Source organism: Spiroplasma endosymbiont of Cantharis lateralis, from assembly GCF_964030855.1.
Lineage (GTDB): Bacteria > Bacillota_I > Bacilli_A > Mycoplasmatales > Mycoplasmataceae > Spiroplasma_A.
On sequence record NZ_CAXIQF010000008.1, the window covers coordinates 161,728 to 181,540 of the forward strand.

The 19,813-nt window shown below is 26.0% G+C and carries 21 protein-coding genes and 3 tRNA genes; 4 read left to right on the forward strand and 20 right to left on the reverse strand.

The features are described 5' to 3' along the window. Window positions 1-70: 70 nt before the first annotated feature. Window positions 71-814, forward strand: a complete 744-nt coding sequence (locus tag AAHM99_RS02990) for a DUF3800 domain-containing protein (RefSeq protein ID WP_339030231.1) — start codon at window positions 71-73, stop codon at window positions 812-814. A 13-nt stretch (window positions 815-827) separates the two neighbouring features. On the opposite strand, the gene AAHM99_RS02995 is transcribed toward AAHM99_RS02990, so the two are convergent. The 8 genes from AAHM99_RS02995 to ytpR form a co-directional block, all read right to left on the reverse strand. Beyond that, entirely contained in the window at window positions 828-1,559 is a 732-nt protein-coding gene (locus AAHM99_RS02995; RefSeq protein WP_342275276.1) for a hypothetical protein, read from the reverse strand. A gap of 12 nt (window positions 1,560-1,571) precedes the next feature. Continuing rightward, on the reverse strand, window positions 1,572-2,816 hold the full coding sequence (gene tyrS / locus AAHM99_RS03000; protein ID WP_342275277.1) for a tyrosine--tRNA ligase: 1,245 nt from the start codon (window positions 2,814-2,816) through the stop codon (window positions 1,572-1,574). Between the two features lies 1 nt (window position 2,817). After that, entirely contained in the window at window positions 2,818-3,324 is a 507-nt protein-coding gene (locus AAHM99_RS03005) for a hypothetical protein (protein ID WP_342275278.1), read from the reverse strand. A gap of 18 nt (window positions 3,325-3,342) precedes the next feature. Beyond that, window positions 3,343-3,693 carry a hypothetical protein gene (locus AAHM99_RS03010; RefSeq protein WP_339030223.1) on the reverse strand — a complete coding sequence of 117 codons (351 nt, stop codon included), beginning with the start codon at window positions 3,691-3,693 and terminating at the stop codon, window positions 3,343-3,345. A 92-nt stretch (window positions 3,694-3,785) separates the two neighbouring features. Beyond that, a complete protein-coding gene (locus tag AAHM99_RS03015; protein ID WP_342275279.1) occupies window positions 3,786-4,475 on the reverse strand; it encodes a hypothetical protein in 690 nt (229 codons plus the stop codon). Window positions 4,476-4,487: 12 nt separating this feature from the next. After that, complete coding sequence (locus tag AAHM99_RS03020) at window positions 4,488-5,447, reverse strand: hypothetical protein (protein ID WP_342275280.1); 960 nt, start codon at window positions 5,445-5,447, stop codon at window positions 4,488-4,490. Between the two features lie 23 nt (window positions 5,448-5,470). Next, window positions 5,471-6,514, reverse strand: a complete 1,044-nt coding sequence (locus AAHM99_RS03025) for a nicotinate phosphoribosyltransferase (protein WP_342275281.1) — start codon at window positions 6,512-6,514, stop codon at window positions 5,471-5,473. Then, on the reverse strand, window positions 6,504-7,088 hold the full coding sequence (ytpR, locus tag AAHM99_RS03030) for a YtpR family tRNA-binding protein (protein WP_342275282.1): 585 nt from the start codon (window positions 7,086-7,088) through the stop codon (window positions 6,504-6,506). The genes AAHM99_RS03025 and ytpR overlap by 11 nt, the downstream gene beginning before the upstream one ends. An 80-nt stretch (window positions 7,089-7,168) precedes the next feature. Between ytpR and AAHM99_RS03035 the strand changes: the two genes are divergently transcribed. From AAHM99_RS03035 to AAHM99_RS03045, 3 genes are read left to right on the forward strand one after another with little or no spacing between them, the layout of a single operon-like run. Beyond that, a complete protein-coding gene (locus AAHM99_RS03035; RefSeq protein ID WP_342275283.1) occupies window positions 7,169-8,020 on the forward strand; it encodes a DegV family protein in 852 nt (283 codons plus the stop codon). Continuing rightward, complete coding sequence (locus AAHM99_RS03040) at window positions 8,011-8,835, forward strand: DegV family protein (RefSeq protein WP_342275284.1); 825 nt, start codon at window positions 8,011-8,013, stop codon at window positions 8,833-8,835. The genes AAHM99_RS03035 and AAHM99_RS03040 overlap by 10 nt, the downstream gene beginning before the upstream one ends. 15 nt (window positions 8,836-8,850) lie before the next feature. Beyond that, a complete protein-coding gene (locus tag AAHM99_RS03045; protein ID WP_342275285.1) occupies window positions 8,851-9,717 on the forward strand; it encodes a DegV family protein in 867 nt (288 codons plus the stop codon). A 47-nt stretch (window positions 9,718-9,764) separates the two neighbouring features. On the opposite strand, the gene AAHM99_RS03050 is transcribed toward AAHM99_RS03045, so the two are convergent. The 12 genes from AAHM99_RS03050 to coaD all read right to left on the reverse strand — a co-directional run bounded on the left by AAHM99_RS03050 (window position 9,765) and on the right by coaD (window position 19,730). Then, window positions 9,765-9,840 (reverse strand) — tRNA-Trp (locus AAHM99_RS03050). Window positions 9,841-9,891: 51 nt separating this feature from the next. After that, window positions 9,892-9,967: transfer RNA gene (locus tag AAHM99_RS03055), tRNA-Trp, on the reverse strand. Between the two features lie 60 nt (window positions 9,968-10,027). Next, complete coding sequence (locus tag AAHM99_RS03060) at window positions 10,028-10,456, reverse strand: Fur family transcriptional regulator (RefSeq protein WP_339030210.1); 429 nt, start codon at window positions 10,454-10,456, stop codon at window positions 10,028-10,030. Window positions 10,457-10,459: 3 nt separating this feature from the next. Beyond that, entirely contained in the window at window positions 10,460-10,684 is a 225-nt protein-coding gene (locus tag AAHM99_RS03065; RefSeq protein ID WP_339030208.1) for an acyl carrier protein, read from the reverse strand. 25 nt (window positions 10,685-10,709) lie between these two features. After that, complete coding sequence (locus AAHM99_RS03070; RefSeq protein WP_342275286.1) at window positions 10,710-11,096, reverse strand: hypothetical protein; 387 nt, start codon at window positions 11,094-11,096, stop codon at window positions 10,710-10,712. Between the two features lie 13 nt (window positions 11,097-11,109). Continuing rightward, window positions 11,110-12,372, reverse strand: a complete 1,263-nt coding sequence (locus AAHM99_RS03075) for a hypothetical protein (RefSeq protein WP_342275287.1) — start codon at window positions 12,370-12,372, stop codon at window positions 11,110-11,112. A gap of 71 nt (window positions 12,373-12,443) precedes the next feature. Continuing rightward, window positions 12,444-12,519, reverse strand: a tRNA-His gene (locus AAHM99_RS03080). A 66-nt stretch (window positions 12,520-12,585) separates the two neighbouring features. Continuing rightward, on the reverse strand, window positions 12,586-15,669 hold the full coding sequence (locus AAHM99_RS03085) for a 2-oxo acid dehydrogenase subunit E2 (RefSeq protein WP_342275288.1): 3,084 nt from the start codon (window positions 15,667-15,669) through the stop codon (window positions 12,586-12,588). 74 nt (window positions 15,670-15,743) lie between these two features. Then, window positions 15,744-17,039 carry a Pr6Pr family membrane protein gene (locus tag AAHM99_RS03090; RefSeq protein ID WP_342275289.1) on the reverse strand — a complete coding sequence of 432 codons (1,296 nt, stop codon included), beginning with the start codon at window positions 17,037-17,039 and terminating at the stop codon, window positions 15,744-15,746. Window positions 17,040-17,125: 86 nt separating this feature from the next. Further along, window positions 17,126-18,316 carry an acetate kinase gene (locus tag AAHM99_RS03095; RefSeq protein WP_342275290.1) on the reverse strand — a complete coding sequence of 397 codons (1,191 nt, stop codon included), beginning with the start codon at window positions 18,314-18,316 and terminating at the stop codon, window positions 17,126-17,128. Further along, window positions 18,316-19,299 (reverse strand): phosphate acetyltransferase, encoded by a 984-nt coding sequence (gene pta / locus AAHM99_RS03100; protein WP_342275291.1) that lies wholly within the window; start codon window positions 19,297-19,299, stop codon window positions 18,316-18,318. Before pta ends, AAHM99_RS03095 begins: the two co-directional genes overlap by 1 nt. Further along, window positions 19,278-19,730, reverse strand: coding sequence for a pantetheine-phosphate adenylyltransferase (coaD, locus tag AAHM99_RS03105; protein WP_342275292.1), 453 nt, complete (start codon window positions 19,728-19,730; stop codon window positions 19,278-19,280). The genes pta and coaD overlap by 22 nt, the downstream gene beginning before the upstream one ends. Between the last annotated feature and the right edge of the window lie 83 nt (window positions 19,731-19,813).

Consider the following 19,813-nt stretch of genomic DNA (forward strand, 5'->3'; position numbering starts at 1 on the left):
TATTATCTACAATGAATATTTAAATATTTAAATATTCATATATGATAAAATATTATAAATGAGGAATTTTATGGCAAATTTCATAGATGAAAAATTATACATTGCTTTGGACGAAAGCGGAAAATTAAATAAAAATGACATAGCGAACTACTTTATTGTTGGTGGTTTTTTATATTCCGATAAAGACCTTGTTAAGACAAAAATTCGTCTAATTGAAAATGAGATTAAGAATAAATATAATATTCCCAAAAACTTTGAGTTAAAGGGAAACAAATCTGATGAGCTAGCAATGGTAGATTTTATAAATAGAATATTTGAAGAAATTGGTGATCTTATCTATCCCATTTTTTCTGTTGTTTCTAGAAAAGAACTTAGTGAACATTTTACTGTTAATGAAATGTTAGCCTATGATTTTTTTGTTAACAATTTAGTACATTTTAATTCAAAATTATTTTCTTTTGAAGAAAAATGTAAAAGAATTTTTATTCTAATGGATGAGAGGAATTTAAAGAAGACTGAATATAATCAATTAGAAAATCTCTTGAAAACTAACTATATTGAAAAACCATATACTATAAACACCTACTACCTTTCAAGTAAGCTAACTGATGTTATTAGACTAGCTGATATTCTAGATCATGTAGTCTATACTTTTTACAACAATCCTAACTCTGAAAAAAATGAATTATTTCAAACAAAAATTAAAAAAGAGTATCTTGAAAGAATCAAAAATGGAACTATTTATTATCCATTTAAAAAATCTTATTTCAAAAAAATACATGAAATGAATAAAAATAAAAAAACTGATATATAGAAATATCAGTTTTTTAAATATTAACTTTTAAGTTACTAAAACCACTTTGAGATATTACATTTGAAAATATTTCAACATTTACTATTAAACCCATATGTTCAGCATTTGCTGAAGATAATTTAACAATATCATGCACTCATCCGTATTCATCAACAAGTGCATTGTAATCAATGAAGTAATCTAATCTTTTTATTTCATCTTGCTTTATTAAAATTTCTCTTGCTAAAACAACAATATCATTAATATTTTCACAAGGAATTATTCTTTTAAAGCAATTTAAAAGTTCTTCTACTTTTAAATTATCTAAAAATCTTGAAGGTAAATTTTCATACTTATTTAAAACTCTTTGACAATTTGAAGTTAATTTTCTTACAACAAATTTTTCATTTAGATCAATTAAGTCTACATCAGATTGTGAGTGCTTCAAAAAATTTAAATCTGTAAATGATTCTTTAACTTTTTTAAAGGCTTCAAAAGCAGATGATAATAAAATTTCTGTACTTGCATAAAGTTTATGATCAACATTTGGTCTTGTTAAAATTTCCTGATTTTCTTGTCTTAGAGCATTTACTTCAAAAATAATTGAATCAATTAATTCTAAACTTTCAGTAGTAATTTTATCTACTAATTCCTTTGATCCTAGTTTTATACTTTTATTATTTACTTTTATACTTTTAAAACATTCTTCATTAAAGTAATTTAAAATTTCTTCTAAAGTTTTTTTCAAGATTAAATTAAAATTCATAATTAAGCACTCCTATAAAATTTCTATAATTATATATTTTTTCTTACCTTTTTTAACAATAATAAAATTATCTATTGTTGCCATTTTTTTATTAACAATAGTATTCTCGTCAAATTTATTATTGTTATTAATTCAAATAGCTCCTTCATTAAGTAGCTCTCTTGCTTCTCTCTTTGAAGTTGCTATTTTAGATTCTACTAAAAACTCAGCCATGGTTTTATTATTATTTACTTGTACTTTTTCCATTGAATTAATTATTGATAATAACTCTTGTTTTTCTAAATCAAATATATTACCGCTAAATAGTGCTTGAGTTATTTTTTCAGCTTTCTTTAGACCATCTATTCCATGAACAAAAGTTGTTATTTCCTGAGCTAATTTTTTTTGCATTAATCTTTTAAAAGGTTCTTTTGAGTGTTCCTTCTTAACTTTTTCAATTTCTTGTAATGAAACAGTAGTTAGAAATTTAAATAATTTTTCACAATCCTCATCATCTTGATTAATAAAAAACTGATAAAACTCATATTCACTAGTTTTTGTTTTATCTAATCATATTGCTCCAGATTCTGTTTTCCCAAACTTTACTCCATCTTTTTTTGTTAAAAGATTCATTGTTATTCCACAAGCCTTTGAATGTTCTCTACCAATTTTACTTGCAATATAATCTATTCCACTTGTGATATTACCTCATTGATCTGATCCACCAATTTGCATTCAACAATTATGGTCTTGATATAATTTATAGAAGTCATATCCCTGCAGCATTGTATATGAAAATTCTGTAATACTTAATCCCTTTTCAATTCTAGAAGAGATGTTTTCCTTTGCAAGTAAATAAGCTAAATTGAAATCCTTACCAATTTCTCTTAAAAAATCTATAAGAGACATTTTTCCAAGTCAATCATTGTTATTGACAACTTTAATATCTGGTATTAAAAAATTTAATTGTTTTTTAATACCATTAACATTTTTTTCAACTTGTTTTAAAGTTAACAAATTTCTTTCTTCACTTTTAAAACTTGGATCTCCAATCATACCAGTTCCTCCACCAAGGATTGCTATTGGACTAAAGCCAAACTCTTTAAATCTTTTTAAATTAATAATTTGAATTAAATGACCTACGTGAAGTGAATCAGCTGTAGGGTCAAAACCACAATATAAGCCAGCTCCTTCTTTTTGAGCTTTAATTATCTTTTCCTCATTTGTGTATTGTTTCAATAAGTCCCTTGCTTCTAATTCTTTTAAAATACTTTGCATTTTATTTCTCCTTTTTAATTTTTGGTTTTACTTTTACTTTTTTTGAATCCCCAGTTTCATAAACATCATCACTCATACTAATAGATACATCTTTTACTTTTGAATAAACATCGTCTGCTTTATCAATAATATCAACAGTTATTAAAGCTAGGTCCTTTGCAATTATTTTTACATTATTGGATTTAGAAATTTCTTGTCCAATTTTAACCGTAGTTTGCCCAATCTTTTGAAGTGCCTTAAAAGCCAATTCTTTTGTTTTAGCAGCATCAAGCTCATCACTAGCTTCTCTAATATTTGAAAGTTTCATTTCAACATTTGCTACAATTTCATCACTTTCATTCCCTTGAGATTTTTCTCAAGTTTCTTCAATTGTATTAATTAATTTTTTTATTTGTGGTCTATACTTCTTCAAATAATCCACAAAGTCAGCTCTAATCTCAACACCTTTTTTTGGAGCTAACATCATTCCAATAAAAACTCATGAGGCAAATCTTAATAGTTTAAACATATCTTAGTACCTCCTCATCTAATCTTTTGAATTTGCAAATTCTCTTAATTTATCAACTAACTTATAAACAACATCCTTATTTTTAGTTGCAACTTTAACTCATGATTTAACATTTCTTTTAGCAAAAGCATCAAAAATATCTGCATAATTTGTAACTCTTGCAACTGTATCAACTGTTGCATTTAGCATTTCTGATTTATAAGTTAAATCTTCAAAAAAGTAATCAACTTTTTTTGCAGCAATACCTACTTTTCTTAAAGTAATTATTGTATACAAAGTTAAAATTATTGCTAAAGCTAATAAAATAATTATCATAACTGTTTGTGTTTGCTCAACTGCTGCTGATGCATAAATTAATGTTAAGTTCATATCTAAATCTCCTAATAATTATTAAAATTATATAACACTAACGTGACTTTTCAAAAATAAATTGACATATAAAAATACTTGATAATAAAAAACTATTCATCATCAAGTATTCCAAGTCTCTCCATTCAATTTTCACTTTTTCTTTTTGAATTTTCCTTAACTTCTTTTTTTATTTGATTTGTTCAAGTAGCTCTATTTTTATTTCTTAATTCAATAAGCTTTCTTGCTCTTTCAGTTTCTGCATTGTAGGCTTTACTATAAATATGTTTTCTTCTATCTTGAAGAGATATATTTTGCTCTCTCAACACAATTGTATCTATATTATCGTGAACCTTATCAAAAGCTTTTAAGTATTCTTCTTGCAATTCTACAGTTCTCTCTAATTGTTCTGTATCTTGTTTGAAAATTAAACTACCAATCTTTCTATTAGTTTTAAGAATTAGTCTTGATAATTTTTGCTCTTCTTTTAAAAGTCTCTTTTCAAAAATTTTATTTGATTTATCAAATTCTCTATATTCTGATTGCAAATTTGTAATTGTTTCTTCAATTTCTCTTTGTTGCTCAGGACTAAAAGGAAGATTTTTTTTCTTTCTTGGTTTTATAATAGCAACTTTCTCTAAATGAGAACTTCTAGTTTTTCTTTTAGGAACATAAAAATCATTAGCTGTTGATTGTGAACTCATTAATATATTACTATTTTTAATTTCATCAAGTCTCTTTTTTGTTTCTTCAGTTTCATACGTTTTCTTATCTAAAATAAGATCATTACTTTTCTTGTCCATTTAAAATTCACCCTATTTCTTTTTATTTTGAACTCTTCTTGGCTTAATAAGTTCAAGTTCAGGTTTTCTATTTTCTTTAGTACTATTTTTCAACAACTGATCAAATTCCTTTAGTTTTTCTTCAAAAAATTCAGCTTTTTTATTTTGATCCTTAAATTGTTTTGAATCAATTTCTTGAATAGTAAGTTCAATTTCTTCTTCAATGTTTCTAAATTTTACCTTTTTAATTTCTAACAACTTATTTTTTAATTCCTTTTCCTTAGTAATCTCATATGTATAAGATCTTCTAGGTTCGATTTTAAAAATACTTTTAACAACACGTGGTTCTTTATCTACTTTCAATTCTTTAACGAATTCTCCAGTTTCAAATTTGGCAGTTTCTCTTTTTTGTTCTTCTCTTCTAATTTGAGTTTCTTGAGATAATCTCCTTACTCTGTCTAATTCACTTTCTACTCCCTTACCTGTTGTATGTTTTGAGTAAAATTCTTTTGCTCTATCTGCATAACTAACAGTGCTACTTTTAATTTTCTCAACATCAGTGTAAAGTTCTTCATCTACTCCTCCTGATTTTCTTAAATTCTCAATCTTAAGTAATTTAGCAATTACAGGGTCGTTTTCGAGTACTTGAGTTTGAATATCTTGTGAATTTTTTCTTGCTCTATCAATAATTGAACCTAATACCCCATCTGTTTTTTGAGCAGTTACTTGTTTTGCTCCAACAATTTTTCTTAACTCAATTAGTTTATCTCTTACAGCTGAATCTGAGCTATTTGATGGTTCCATATTCGAAGAGGCAGAGAAGTTTTTAGAAAGCATTCGAGCCTCAGGGTCATCTGAAAATAAAGGTTCCATATTCAATAATGGGTCATCATTATAAGTTCAATGATTTGGAGCTCTGTCTTCTTGTTTTTCATTAGAATTTTCAAGTACATTAGTTTTAGCTTTAGTTTTTTTCTTTCTAAACAAATTCATAAGAAACCGCTTTCTATACATTATTACCTATATTTTATACTTTTTATCTTGTTTGAAAAGGCATTTTCTCTACCAAATTTAGATTGTTTTTTACCATCAATTAATACAATATCTCCTGTAAAACCAATTTTATTTTTAGTTATAGCGTCTCCTACGCCATAAATATCTACAGGAACCTTATTTTTTTCAAAATAACTAATCTTATTTTCATCGAATCCTGAAGAAACAATAATTTTTACATTTTGGTGACCATTTAAATCTAATTTTTCTCTTAGCATTTTTACTAAAGTAGGATTAACTCCATGAAGCTCATTATCTTGTTCTTTTATATTTGCTAATGACTTATCTACTAAATTTGGAGAAGTATCCAATCTTAGTGCCTTAATTTCATTTTTAAAGTGATTACAAACCATTATAGAATCATTTATACAATCATTATTATAGTCAACAAGCACAACTAAGTCATTATTAGGAAAAACCTCTTTATAAGCCTTAGTAGCAGCAATTAAATCCCCATTAAAAGATGCTATTAATGCATGAGGCATTGTTCCATTTAGAACTGTTTCTTCTTGTAAATACTCAAAAGAAGCATATGTTACCAGATTTTTAATTCCTCCAATTGAGGAAGCATAACCATCAATTTGTTGATTTGTATAATAATCCATTCTATCATTCATATTTAATACCTTTTTGTCATTTGCTGCAATTGAGATATTTCTTGCATTTGTTGCAACAGTAGAAGCTCTTGAAAGAATTCCATCAAAAAGACCTTCAAAATGTGCAAAATCACTATATTTCCCTGTTATTTTTAAAACAGGTTCTAAAGCATTTACAATTTCTCCCTCTTCAACAGCTTCAACAATAAGATTCTTAATATTAGATAATCTTAAAATTTCTTTTATTATTTCAATACCACAAATCACTGTGTTTTCTTTTCTTTGAAATCACTGCATTGTAACTAATTGATTAGGTTTAAATTTATTAAGAATCTCTCTAGTTTTTTTAAAATAATCAGCTGAGTAGTAATCTTCAAATATTCTTAAATCAATGTTAAACTTATTTTTCATTTAAAACCTCTCAAATTGATTTACCAATATATGAGTCATCAACTTCTCACTCCATAATTCCTTCATTATTATATTTTTCATTATCAATTTCTAATTCCTTTGCTGAACATAACATCCCAAATGAATCAAAACCTTTAAGTTTTCCAGGTTTAATTTGAGTTCCATCCGGCATTCAAGAATCAATTGTAGCCAATGTTGTATAAATATTTTTTCTTGCATTTTTAGCTCCGCAAATAATTTGAATTTCTTTTTTCCCAATATTAACTTTACATTTTGATAAATGAGTTTCAGGAATCTTTTCACATTCAGTTATTTTAGCAATAATAAACTGTCTCTCAAGTTTAAAATCTCCTAAATTTTTTTTTAAAATTGGCCTTACTTTTCTTTTTAAGTTCTTATCTTCTAAATGAAATACTTTATTAAATTTGAAATTAAATATATTGAAACCAACAATTTCTTTATCATGAAATAAAATTGCAGAATGTAAGTCTTTTTCAGTTCTAGTAATTTTTTTATTGCTTAAAATAACACTTATTGTACTAAAGTTTTTAATATACTTTATAAATAATTTCATATTAATTACCTGGCTTTTCTATTGGAATAATATCAAAACAATTATATAATATATTAAGTCTTTTATATAGAGGAGGAATTATGAAAATTGCAATTTTAATTGATTCTTCTTGTGGAATAAAGAATACTAAAGATTATAAAGACCTGTATTTAGTTCCACTAATGATCACAAAAGAAGATGGAAAGCAAATAGCTGATGATGAAAAATTAAGTGCAGATGATTTTTATAAATTAAATGATTCACAACTTTTGAAAACTTCTCAGTCAATTCCAGGTGATGTTATGACAAAATGAGACGAATTATTAAAGGAATATGACCAAGTTGTTTGTTTATTACTTTCAAAAGGTCTTTCAGGACAATTTAATACATTCAGAATGTTTTCTCAAGAAGAAAAATATATAAATAAAATACACGTAATTGACAATAACGGTGTAAGTATCGTTATTAAGCGTCAATTAGAATTAGTTCAAACACTAATTCAAGAAGGTAAAACTGGAGAAGAAATTAAAGATATTATTGAAAAATATTATAATGATATACACGGTTATATCATTCCTAAGTCTCTTGTTCAATTAGTTAGAGGTGGCAGAATTAGTAAAGCAGCAGCTGGCCTTGCCAAAATATTGAAAATAACTCCAATTCTAAAATACAATGGAGAAATTGATAAACAAGGTAAAACTAGAACTTTCAAAAAAGCTGTTGAAGAAGCACTAAGATTATTAAAAGTACTTTATCCTGAGAATAAGAAAATAGATATTTCTTATTCAAGAGCAGATGAAGAAACTATCAATCTTGTTAAAAAAATAGTAACAGAAGCCGGCTATGAAATTGGATTGTTAGATGATCTAGCAAATACAATTATTTGTCATACTGGTAGAGAAACGTTTGCTTTTATGCCGTTTCAAATATGAGGAGAGAAACTATGAAAATAGCTGTAATTACTGACTCGTCGTGTGGAATTAATGATATAAATAGTATTAAAGATCTTTATCTAGTGCCATTAATGATTACTAAAGAGGATGGAGAGCAAATTGCTGATGATGAATCTTTCAAACCAGATGACTTTTATAGTTTAAATGATTCACAGTTATTAAAAACTTCACAATCTATCCCAGGTATAATGATGGAAAAATGAGATGAATTATTAAAGGAATATGACCAAGTTGTATGTCTATTACTTTCAAAAGGCCTTTCAGGACAATATAATACCTGCAAAATGTTATCAAATGAAGACGATTATAAGGGAAAAGTATTTGTAATTGATACAAATGGTGTAAGTATAATTTTAAAAAAACAAGTACATTGAGTTTTACAATTAATTAAAGAAGGAAAAAATGCGCAAGACATATCTGATTTAATAGAAAAAGCAAATAAGGATTTTAGAGTATTTATCATTCCTAAATCATTAAATCAATTAGTTAGAGGTGGCAGAATTAGTAAAGCAGCAGCTGGCCTTGCTAAATTCTTAAAAATTACACCAATATTAAAATATGATGGAGAAATTGATAAACATGGTAAAACTAGAACTTTCAAAAAGGCAATTGAAGAAGCACTTGCAGCGTTAAAACAATTTAGTACTAAAGATACCATAGATATTTCTTACTCAAGAATTGATGAAGAAACATTAAATATGGTAAAGGAATCAGCAATAAATTTAGGATTTAAACTTGGATTTTTAGATGAAATGCCAAATACTATTACTTGTCATACAGGTAGAGAAACATTCGCATTAGGAATATGAAAATAAATAAGGAGAATATATATGAAAATAGGAATATTAGTAGATAGCTCTACTGGTTTCATTCCAGAAGAGCATAATACAAAACTTATAAGGGTAATACCGTTACATTTAATTGTTAACAACAAAGATGATTATTTTGATACACCAGAAGTTATTAAAGAAAATGACCTAATGAAAATCTTAGCAGGTAATAACCGCACAACAACAAGTCAAGCATCACCAGGGGAATTAATGGAAAAATATGATGAAATGTTAAAAGAATTTGATCATATAATTCATTTAACAATTCCTTCAAACTTATCTGGAATGCATCAAACTGCTGTGATGCTAGCAAATGAAGATGACTATAAAGGAAAAGTTACAGTTATTAAACATTTTATTGCAGCTAACTGTGCGCAATTATTAGCTTTAAAATTTGAAGAAATGATTTTATCTGGAATTAATGAACCTTCAAAATTTCAAGAAGAAACAGATAAATGAACTAAAGACTCTTGAACTGCAATAATACCAAGTGATTTAAAAAAATTTGCCGAAGGTGGTAGAGCAAATTCTTTACTAATAGCAATTTTAAAATTTATGAAAACAAAAGTCTCAATTCAATGATTAGAAAAACCTAAAAAAATTGGAATGGGAAGAACTTACAAAGCAGTATTAGATAAAATGACTACTGCTTTAAAAAAAGAAATGAAAAGTGAATATGAATTACTTCTTGTTTCACTAGAAGAAATCAATAGTAAAATAATTGAACAAATAAAAAATTATTTAAAAGAAAATGAATTTGAGTTTAAGGAAGCTAAAGTACCTACTGTATTTCCTTGACATGCAGGTATTGATACAATAGCACTTATAGCAATTAAAAAATCATTACTACCTAAAAAAGTAAAATAACGTTTTGCATTTAATAAAATGCAAAACGTTATTTTTTTTCTTTTATTTGGCAAGGGTAGCAGGACTTGAACCCACGACACTCGGATTTGGAGTCCGATGTTCTACCAACTGAACTATACCCCTATTTAATAAAAAAATACCTAAAGTTATTTAGGTATAAATTAGTTTTCTATTTGGCAGGGGTAGCAGGACTTGAACCCACGACACTCGGATTTGAAGTCCGATGTTCTACCAACTGAACTATACCCCTATTTAAAAATACCTTTTAATTATATCATTAAAAAATATTATGTATAAATTCAACATTAAATTATTTACATTTTTTACAAATTCCATGTAGTTCTAATTTAAAATGTTCTAAAGTCATATCCTTATCTTTTAATATTTCAGAGAATCTTAAAAATAATTCATTTGCTAAGGAAGGACTTTCTAGATCTTCTAACCCTCCACAATTATCACAAAAAATATGCATAAGTTGCGGCGAAATTGCTTCATAAATTATTTGCTTACCATTAATTGTATTTGCAAATAATAAATGTAGTTCCAAAAATAAATCTATATTATTATATATTGACATTACATTTACAGAACCTAAATCGTTTTTTACCATATCAATTACTTCATTAATTGTAAAATGTTTCTTTGAAATTATAATATTCAACATAGACATCCTTACATCAGTAAGTTTTATTTTTTTACTTTTAAAAAGTTCCAAATACTCATTAAGCTTCTTTTCCATAAATTATTTCTTTAATTTCTCAATAATTTCTAAAAGATCACTTACTTTTTTAATATCTAATAAGTCTTCATCTGAAACAGTAATATTTAATTTTTCCTCTAAAGTAACAATCATATCCATTAAATCAAGTGAGTCTAACCCCATAGATTTGAATTCTGTTTTATTAGTAATTGTACCTTTTGCACCCTTATTTAAAAGTGCTTTTTTAATTTCTTCAAAATAATTCATCTAAATCACCTCTAATAATTATAACTTAAATAAGTTTAAAATTTCAAGTATATCTATGATTTGCACATTCATACAGTACATAAATCTCCTTTGGATATTCTAAATTACTTACTGAAAACTTAATATCAATATTATTATTTTTAGGACCTAACTTATTAAACTCTAACAAAAAATAGTATTTAAACTCATTTAAAATAAAATATCTCTCTTTTGAGAAATTAATAATATACATCTTTTGCTCTAAAGTAAAATTTATTTTTAAATTAGTTTTAACAAAATCATTTTTCTCATTTACTGGAGGTTTTTTATCTTCTTCGACACTAGTATCAGCTTCAATAACAGAGTTACTAGATTTTATATAGTAATAAATTACAAAGCTAAAAGTAGAGATAATTGATAAGAAAAATATCAACAGGAATAAATATTTATAAAGTCTTTTGATTTTCATTTATGTAGTTTATAACGCTCTCTTTTTCTTTTCAACCTATTGAATTTATTTCATCTACTTTTAGATTTATTAAAAAATCAAATCCCCTATTTATGACCTCATCACTGTAATTTATTTCATATGACTCTTTATTTAAGTTTTCTGAAATATAGTCTACTGATAATTCTCTTGAGTTAAGGTCAATAACTCTATTATAAATAATAGAGTTATTGTATAAAGGATTTCATAAAATGCCAGAACTTCCATTTTCGTCCTCTTCAACAATATTTTTTATAAATTTGTATGTAGTAAAATTATCATTATTTATCTCATATTCATTATCTTGATATATAAATTTATCTTTAAGTTTTTTGATATTATAATATTTTGAAAAATCTTCTGAGCTTTTTAATTTTGGTGTTGAAGACAGTTTATTTGTTCTATTAACTCCTTCTAAAAACATGTTAATGAAAGTATTCATTTTAGTACCAAGAACTGATAATTGAAGTTCATTTCATAAAGAATACTTACTTCTAATTTTCATTTTGGGATCAATAGTATTAAAGGAATTTGATTCTACTTTAATACTTAAATCATTTTTTATTAAATCAAAGTAATTTTTTTTATATTTATAATTAAAATCATAGTTCAAATAACCATAAGCAAGATTAGAGATTGTAATAGCACTATTATTAGTTTCATATTTATGCTGAGTTAAATTTCTTCGGTCAATTTCAATTGTGCCATAATTTGAATGAGGCTTTAGTCTATAACCATCAACATTATAACTGGCACTATAGGTTATAAATAGCTGTTGTTGACCATCCACTAACTCAGCGGGTATATTCAATTGTATAAAATCAAAATTACTTACACGAAAAGTTTTATTACTTCATGCTGTTATGCTATAGCTTGGAAAAATAACTAAATCATCCTTGCCCACTTTTATAACCTCAGCTCCTGTTGGAGTCTTTATATAAAATTTAATTGCTGCTGACTTAAGATTAACAATTGTATGGAGAGCAATAGTATGAGAAAAAAATGTTTTAAAATAATCATAACCATTTTTATTTGATAAACTTGGACGTATAAACAGTCTATAGTATTCTTTTTTATTAAATGTATATTTTTCATTAAAAAATATAGTATCTAAATTTAAAGTGTCATTTTCAACTTCACTTACCTTTATAAACTCTTTATCTTTAAACTCACTTGTAAATTTAATTTCATCTTTAATATTTATATCTAAAATAAAAATCACCTCAATTAAGTTATCGATATTTTAAATAAAAAAAATCTCTTTTTAATAAAAAGAGATTTTAAATTCTTTAATGGGGCGTATAAAGGGAATTGAACCCTCGAGTGCCGGAACCACAATCCGGAGCGTTAACCACTTCGCCATATACGCCATAAAATATTGCACTTACTTATTATACTAAAAAGAGCAAAAAAAATACAACAATTTTGTTGTATTTTAAGAAACTGTTAAAATTTCAGGCTTTTCAAGAATTGCTTTAACTCTTGCTAAGAATTTACCAGCTTCTGCTGCATCAATTATTCTTTGATCTATTGTTAAACTCATATGCATAATTGCTTTAATTGCTAATTTTTCATTATCAACTACTACAGGTTTTTTAACAACTTTTCCTACTCCAATAACTGCTGCATTTGGATAGAAAATTGTTGGTGTTGCCTGAATAGCACCTATATTACCATAATTAGAAATTGTAATTGTACTTCCCTCTGATTCGTAATTTAAAAGCTCTCCAGCACGAAGTCTTGATGTCATTTCTTTAATATCAATTGCAACTTCCTTTATTGATAATCTATCAACAAATTTTAAAACTGGAATAATTAAACCCTCACTAGTTTCAGTTGCAAGACCAATATTATGATATTTTTTAATAATAACTTCATTTGTTTCTGGATCATAACTTGAGTTCAATTTTGGATATTCCTCAAGAGCAATTGAGATAGATTTAGCTATAAATGAAATTGTTGTAAATTTAATATGGTTTTGAGTTTGCTTTAACATATGTTTTAGTTTTAAGATAGAACTCATATCAATCTCTGTTGATATTGTTAATGGAGGAATAAAGTTTTGGCTTAAAATCATTGATTTTACAGCAGAGTTTCTATTTTTATTAACTTTTTCTCTTTCAATAACTTTATTTTCATCATTAGATTCAAATTGTAAATATCCTACAGAGTTATCTGGTTTATCAACTTCAAAGTTGATATCTCTAATATTTTCTTCTTTTCTTTGTACTCTTTTTGCTTCTTTTTGTTCATGATGCAATTGTTCTTCTTGATATCTTTCTCTCTCATATTTTTCTCTAAACTGTCTTTCAACTTTTGCAATGACTTCTTGCTCTAAAAGAATTTTTTCTTCTTCTTTACGTTTTTTGTCTTTTAGTTCATTAGCAAATGAATTAATTTCCTCTTTAATTACTGATTTTAAATCACTTGCACTAATATCTCTATTTGAAACTTTATTCTGATTCATATTCTGCATCATATTTTGCATTAACATGTATTGCATCATTTGACCAAAAGTATCAGGACCAGCATTAAAATTTGACTGTTGATTTAATTTTGAAGTAGCAGCATGTAATTGATTTTGTTCTTTTAAAGTTCTATGCAATTCTTTAATTTCAGCCTTTAAAAAATCCAATGTTTCATCAGCAATTTTTTTATCATAAACTTTCACTAATTCATCATCCTTTTTACTTATTTGAGTTTTAATTTCCTTTTGAATAACTTTTGGTGTTTTTTCAGGAATCTCATCTCTATCAAATTCAGCTGTATTAACAGTTTCAAATTGCATAGTTTGGTCAAGTTCATTATCGATAGTTTTTAAGTTTTCATTTTCAGAAATTTTTAAATGTATTTTTTTATATAAATCACGTTCTCTATTTTTGTATGAATCTTGTTCCTCATTTTGAACTAAGTCTTTATTATTCATTTGACCATCAAATTCTATTCCTTGATTCTTTTCATTTAGACGCTTTTCAGCTTTATAAGCTGAATATAGATTTGTAGTTCTTAATCAATTTTCAAATTCTATTCTACCTTTTGGAGTCTCATTATATAAAACATAATTTGTAGCTCCACTTTCTGGATCTTGATATAAAACTTCTCTCAAAAATTCTTGAGGTATTCCTATTTCTTTTATTTTTTTACTAAAACTTAAATTATCTTCAGTTAAACCTTGTTCGATTGCTTCTCTTCTTTGTCTAATAGCTGCTCTATCATCATGATTTTTTATAACATTTCATCTTTTTCTTGTGTCATGAAGATTAGAGATTTTTGTATCTGCATAATTTCAGTTACTTTTTGAGTTATTTTCTTCGTCAAATTTATTTGAATTATCTTTACTCATTGTGGCCTCACTATAATCAATTGCATCATTAGAATCTACTAATGTTGATTTTTTTTCTTTAAAATATGATTCATTTGATACATTATTTTCCCTTTTAAAAGTTGATGTATTTTCAACATTTTGGTTTTTTACGTCAGACCCTTGTTTAAATTCATTATTATCCTCTTGTAAGTGTTTTTGTTGCTCGCTATTATTTTCAACTCTCTGGTGGTCTAATATAGCGTTATCTTTGGTAGCTACAATGTCAGATTTTAAAACTCTTGTATCTCCCCCAGCACTATTAAGTTTTTCAATTCTTGCTTGAATTATATTTCTCATAATTAAAGGACGACCTTTTTCGTCTGTTTTTGACATTGCATTGATTTCACCTGCATTGTCTTTAACTTCTTTAAAATTATTTTCTTCAAGTAACTTTTCTTTCCTTGCTTGTACAAGTTGTCTAAATTTACTTACACCACTAACATTATCTGTTGAGAATAAATTAGTGCTATCAGATTTTCTTACCTCTTCTGGAGTAATTTTTAGCAGTTCTTCTTTTGATAAATCACCATTATATTTATGTTGAGGAGCATTTTTAATTGATTCTTTAATACTTAATCTCATTTGAGCAAATTTATCTTTTGGCTGCATATTTGATTCGCTCATAATTTCATTTACCTCTTTATTTTCTTGTGACTTTATTGAACTATTATCTACATCTCTTTTATTAAAATCACTTACTATTGTTGATTCCATATTTTTATTAGAAATCACATTATTATTAATAGTATTAACCTTTACATACTCTTTTTCTTCAGTTCTATTTGAATTTAAGCTTTCAGTTCTATTTGAGTTTAAGATGCCAGTTCTATTTGAATTTAAACTTTCACTCTTAATATTAAGCTCTTGACTATTAATTATTTTAACTTCTGTTTTTTTAAGACTTTCTTTTTTATACTTTTCAATTTCTAAATCTCCAATAACAATATTTGCCAAAATACTACCATTTTTGATATGACTACCTATTTTAATACTCTTTGCAATAAGGCCATTATAGTTAGACTTTATTTTAACTTCGCTGCCATCTTCTAATTCAACAAGGGCAAAGTCCTCACCAAAAATAGCCTCTTCTCCAGAAAATAATCATCTCTTTAAAATTGCTTTTGACTTTAAATTTCTAGCTCTTAGATGCACCATAACCCCATTGCCCCTTTGATGTTTTATATACCACCTATTATTATATAAAAAATAAAGGCAAATTCCTACCTTTATTAGTTAACATATTTAGTTTTAAATATCAAAACTCCATTTTTAACAAGTTTTTTGTATCGTTCAGCTTCTCTCAAGTTTTCCTTAACATAAGATCTATCTTTATAATTAAGTGATAATATCCATCCCTTAATTTTAATTTTATTATTTTTTTGAGCTATTTTTTCATTTTTAATATAAGCAATTTCTAATTTGTGCTCTAAAATTCTAGACTTGATATATTCATTTTTTTTAACTTTTCTTTCATTTTTTTCTAGTGATTTAATTCCCTTTAGAAAAACTTTATATTCTGTTTTTTTGTGAATCATATCCATCTTATTTTGGTTTTTTAATCTAATCTTTTGTAATTTTCTTTTTTGTATACGATATGCATGTTCTTCTCTTGTAATTAGTTTACCCTCAATATCATGTCATCTATAGAACTTACCATTATTTCATTTTAGATAAACAAATTGCAATCCTACAACTATTGAAGTTATGCATAAACAAGCAAATAAAAAAGTACATATAACTAATCATTCTGGACCAAAACTTTCCCCAGCAATATATTTTTGCCGATCAACTGTATAAGATAATTCATACTGATGAATATTTAAAAATCAGTATGGATATCACATTTGATCAGTAAAATGTCTTGATTTATCAATAACTCCATTTTCTGGACTTCAGATATTATTTCAAAAATAATTATAACCAGGAGCAGTTGGATTTAGAATATCACTTGGAGGACTATAAATTCTTGAATAGAACTCAGGAGAATAAAACTTATATCTTAATTCTCCTCTTATCATTGCAAATATTAAATATCCTGTTGGGTAAAAACAATTCATTGGTAAAGAGAATTTTGAATATCTTCTAGGAGAATAATATTGATCTCCACAAGAAAAAATAAAATAACCAATCATAATACTTGGAATAAAAACATGCAAGACACTTGTTGAAACCCAACTCGATGGATAATAAGCACCCATTTCATCAACAGATGCTACTAATCCAAATCAAAAAACAATCATAGTTAAACTTATATATACTGTCATTGCTAATTCTACTGAGAATGGCGGTTTTGTATTATATATTTTTTTCATAAATATAGCTATTGCTAAATAAAAAACTACCGCATAATTTGATTGAGTTGTAAAAAATGAATAATATATATTTAATCTTTCTAATGTAGGAATACCTTCAAGATTTTTTTTAGGTGCATAAATTTGTAAAACAAAATCGAAAGCCAAAAAAGAAAGTAAAACCATTAAGATCATTACTTTCAAAGAGAACTCAAAATCTTTATTAAATTTCATAATATATCACCTTACTTCTCATTGTAAAAATTATATCTAAATACAATAAAAAAACCAAATTGATATACTATTTGTATTAGATATTTTTATAAAAATTTAAGAGTTTGATTACAAATCATTAACTCTTCATTAGTTCTAACTTTTAAAACTGGAATTTTTGATTTATTAGAAGAAATTAATAAATAGTCAGCATATTTTTCATTATTTAACTTAGATTCAATATGTAAATCTAATAGTCTACATTTTTGAGATATTTTGTCTCTAATAACTCCTGCATTTTCACCAATTCCTGCAGTAAATATAACTCCATCAATATTATCATTTATTTGATTTGCAAATTTAACTATAAAATCAGCAACTATTTGAGTATAAAGTTCAACTGCTAATGAAGCTTTTTTATTACCTTTTTCAGAAGCTGAAATTACATCTCTCATGTCGCTACTTACTTCACTAACTCCTTGTAAACCAGATTGTTTATTTAAAATATCTGTAATTTCATAAATATCTTTACCAGTTTCTTTTGAGATATATTGAATAATTGAAGGGTCAATATCTCCACTTCTTGTTCCCATCATTAATCCTGCCAATGGAGTTAATCCCATAGTTGTATTATAAGATTTACCATTTTTAATAGCACAAATACTTCCACCATTTCCCAAATGACAAACAATTAGGTTTAATTTTTCTTGCTTTTTGTTAAATATTTCTTGAGCTTTATAGGCAATATATTCATAACTAATTCCATGAAAACCATATTTTCTAACTTTATAATCTGTATACCATTTATATGGTGTTGTATACATATAGTTAATTTCTGGCATTGTTTGATGATATGATGTATCAAAACAACCTACAAGTTTAGCTTTTGGCAAACTTTCTTGAAAAGCATTAATTGATGTTAATGCCCCTGGATTATGTAACGGAGCCAACCTTATATTATCTTCAATGGTTTTTTTAATTTCTTTTGTTAATTCTACTGTTTTAACAATTTTATCTCCACCATGAACTACTCTAAAACCAATTCCTTTAATATCATCAGGTTTATCAATTACTTTAAGTTCTGTAAACTTATTTAAAATTAATTTAACTGCGTCTAAATGATCTTTCATTTCATTTTCAAATACATGTTTTTTATCATTAATTTCAATTGTCAATTTACCATCTACTGAAATTCTCTCTGCCAATCCCTCAACAGTTGAAATAGGATTTTTTTTATCTGCTATATTAAATAATTTAAATTTAATTGAACTACTTCCAGCATTTACTACTAAAATCATTATTTATCTCCTCCATTAAACATTGATGTATATATTGTTACTATTGATGTTTGTTTAATATCTTCTAAAGTTGCACCTCTTGAAAGATCATTTACAGGTTTATTTAAACCTAAAATGAATGGTCCTGCAGCTTGAAAATTACCAAATCTTTGAGCAATTTTATATCCAATATTACCAGAATTTAAATCTGGAAATACATAAACATCTGGATGCTCTTTTGTAATTTTTGTTTTTGGGTATTTTTTCATTCTTACACTTTTATCAAAAGCAGAATCAAATTGCATTTCTCCATCAAAAGTTATCCCTTTTGACTCTTTTGACTTTAATAGATTCACAGCTTCTTTTACTTTATCTACACTTGCTCCCATACCAGAACCATTTGTTGAGTAACTCAACATTGCTACTTGAACATTTTTTTCATTTAATTGTTGAGCAAAATCAGCTGACATTGAAGCAATATCTGCTAATTGATTTGCATTTGGGTCAACATTTAAAGCACAGTCAGTAAATAAATAAATCTCTTCTTCTTTTGACATTAAGAAAACAGATGAAGCTATTGAGTATTTTTTACTTGTTTTAATAATTTGTAAAGCAGGTCTTAATGTATCTGCTGTTGTATATTCCAAACCACAAATCATTGCATCAGCTAAATCTAATTTCATCATCATTACACCAAAGTAAGTTCTCTGCTCCATTAGTTTCTTTGCTGTTTGTTCATCAGCTTTATCTTTTCTTACTTCCAAAAATAATTTAATCATTTTATCTTTATCATATTGGTCCATAATAATAGCTTCTATTTTTTCGTTTAAATTACTTGGTACCTCTTTTTTTGTATTAAATAATAATACAGGTATTGCCAAATCATTTTCTACTAAAAAGTTAGCTGTTTGTTGTATTTTTTCTTGTGTCCCTTCAGGGAAAACAATTCTTTGTTTTTTCTTGATTGCTTTAATTTTATTCTCTATTTCTTTAATTGATCACATATAAATTCCTCACTTTTATACTTTTCTATTTCTTTTAATAATGTTGATGAAACTTTTCTATTTTTATTATCTGATAAAAATAATACAGTTTCTAATTCATCATAAATACTTTTATTTCCATCATAAAGCTCTATTTCATAATTTAAAGTTTGAGAATCTCTAATTCCCCTTACAATATATTTTATTTTTCTTTGTTTTGCAAAGTAAGCAGTTAATTCATTTTCATTTATTTCAATTTTTACATTTTTTAATCCTTTAGTCATAGATTTGATTTTTTCAATTCTATGCTTAAGATCAGGATTTTCATTTTTTGAAATATTTTTTGTAATAACAACTATAACCTCATCAAATAGTTTTGCAGCTTTCACTAAAATATTTAAGTGACCTTCATGAAAAGGATCAAAACTTCCTGGATAAATAGCTCTTCTCATATTAACCCTTCCTTAATACATTTATAATTTTATATTTATTTTAGTGAAAAAAATGTCTTTATTTTATTTTATGTAATAAAATA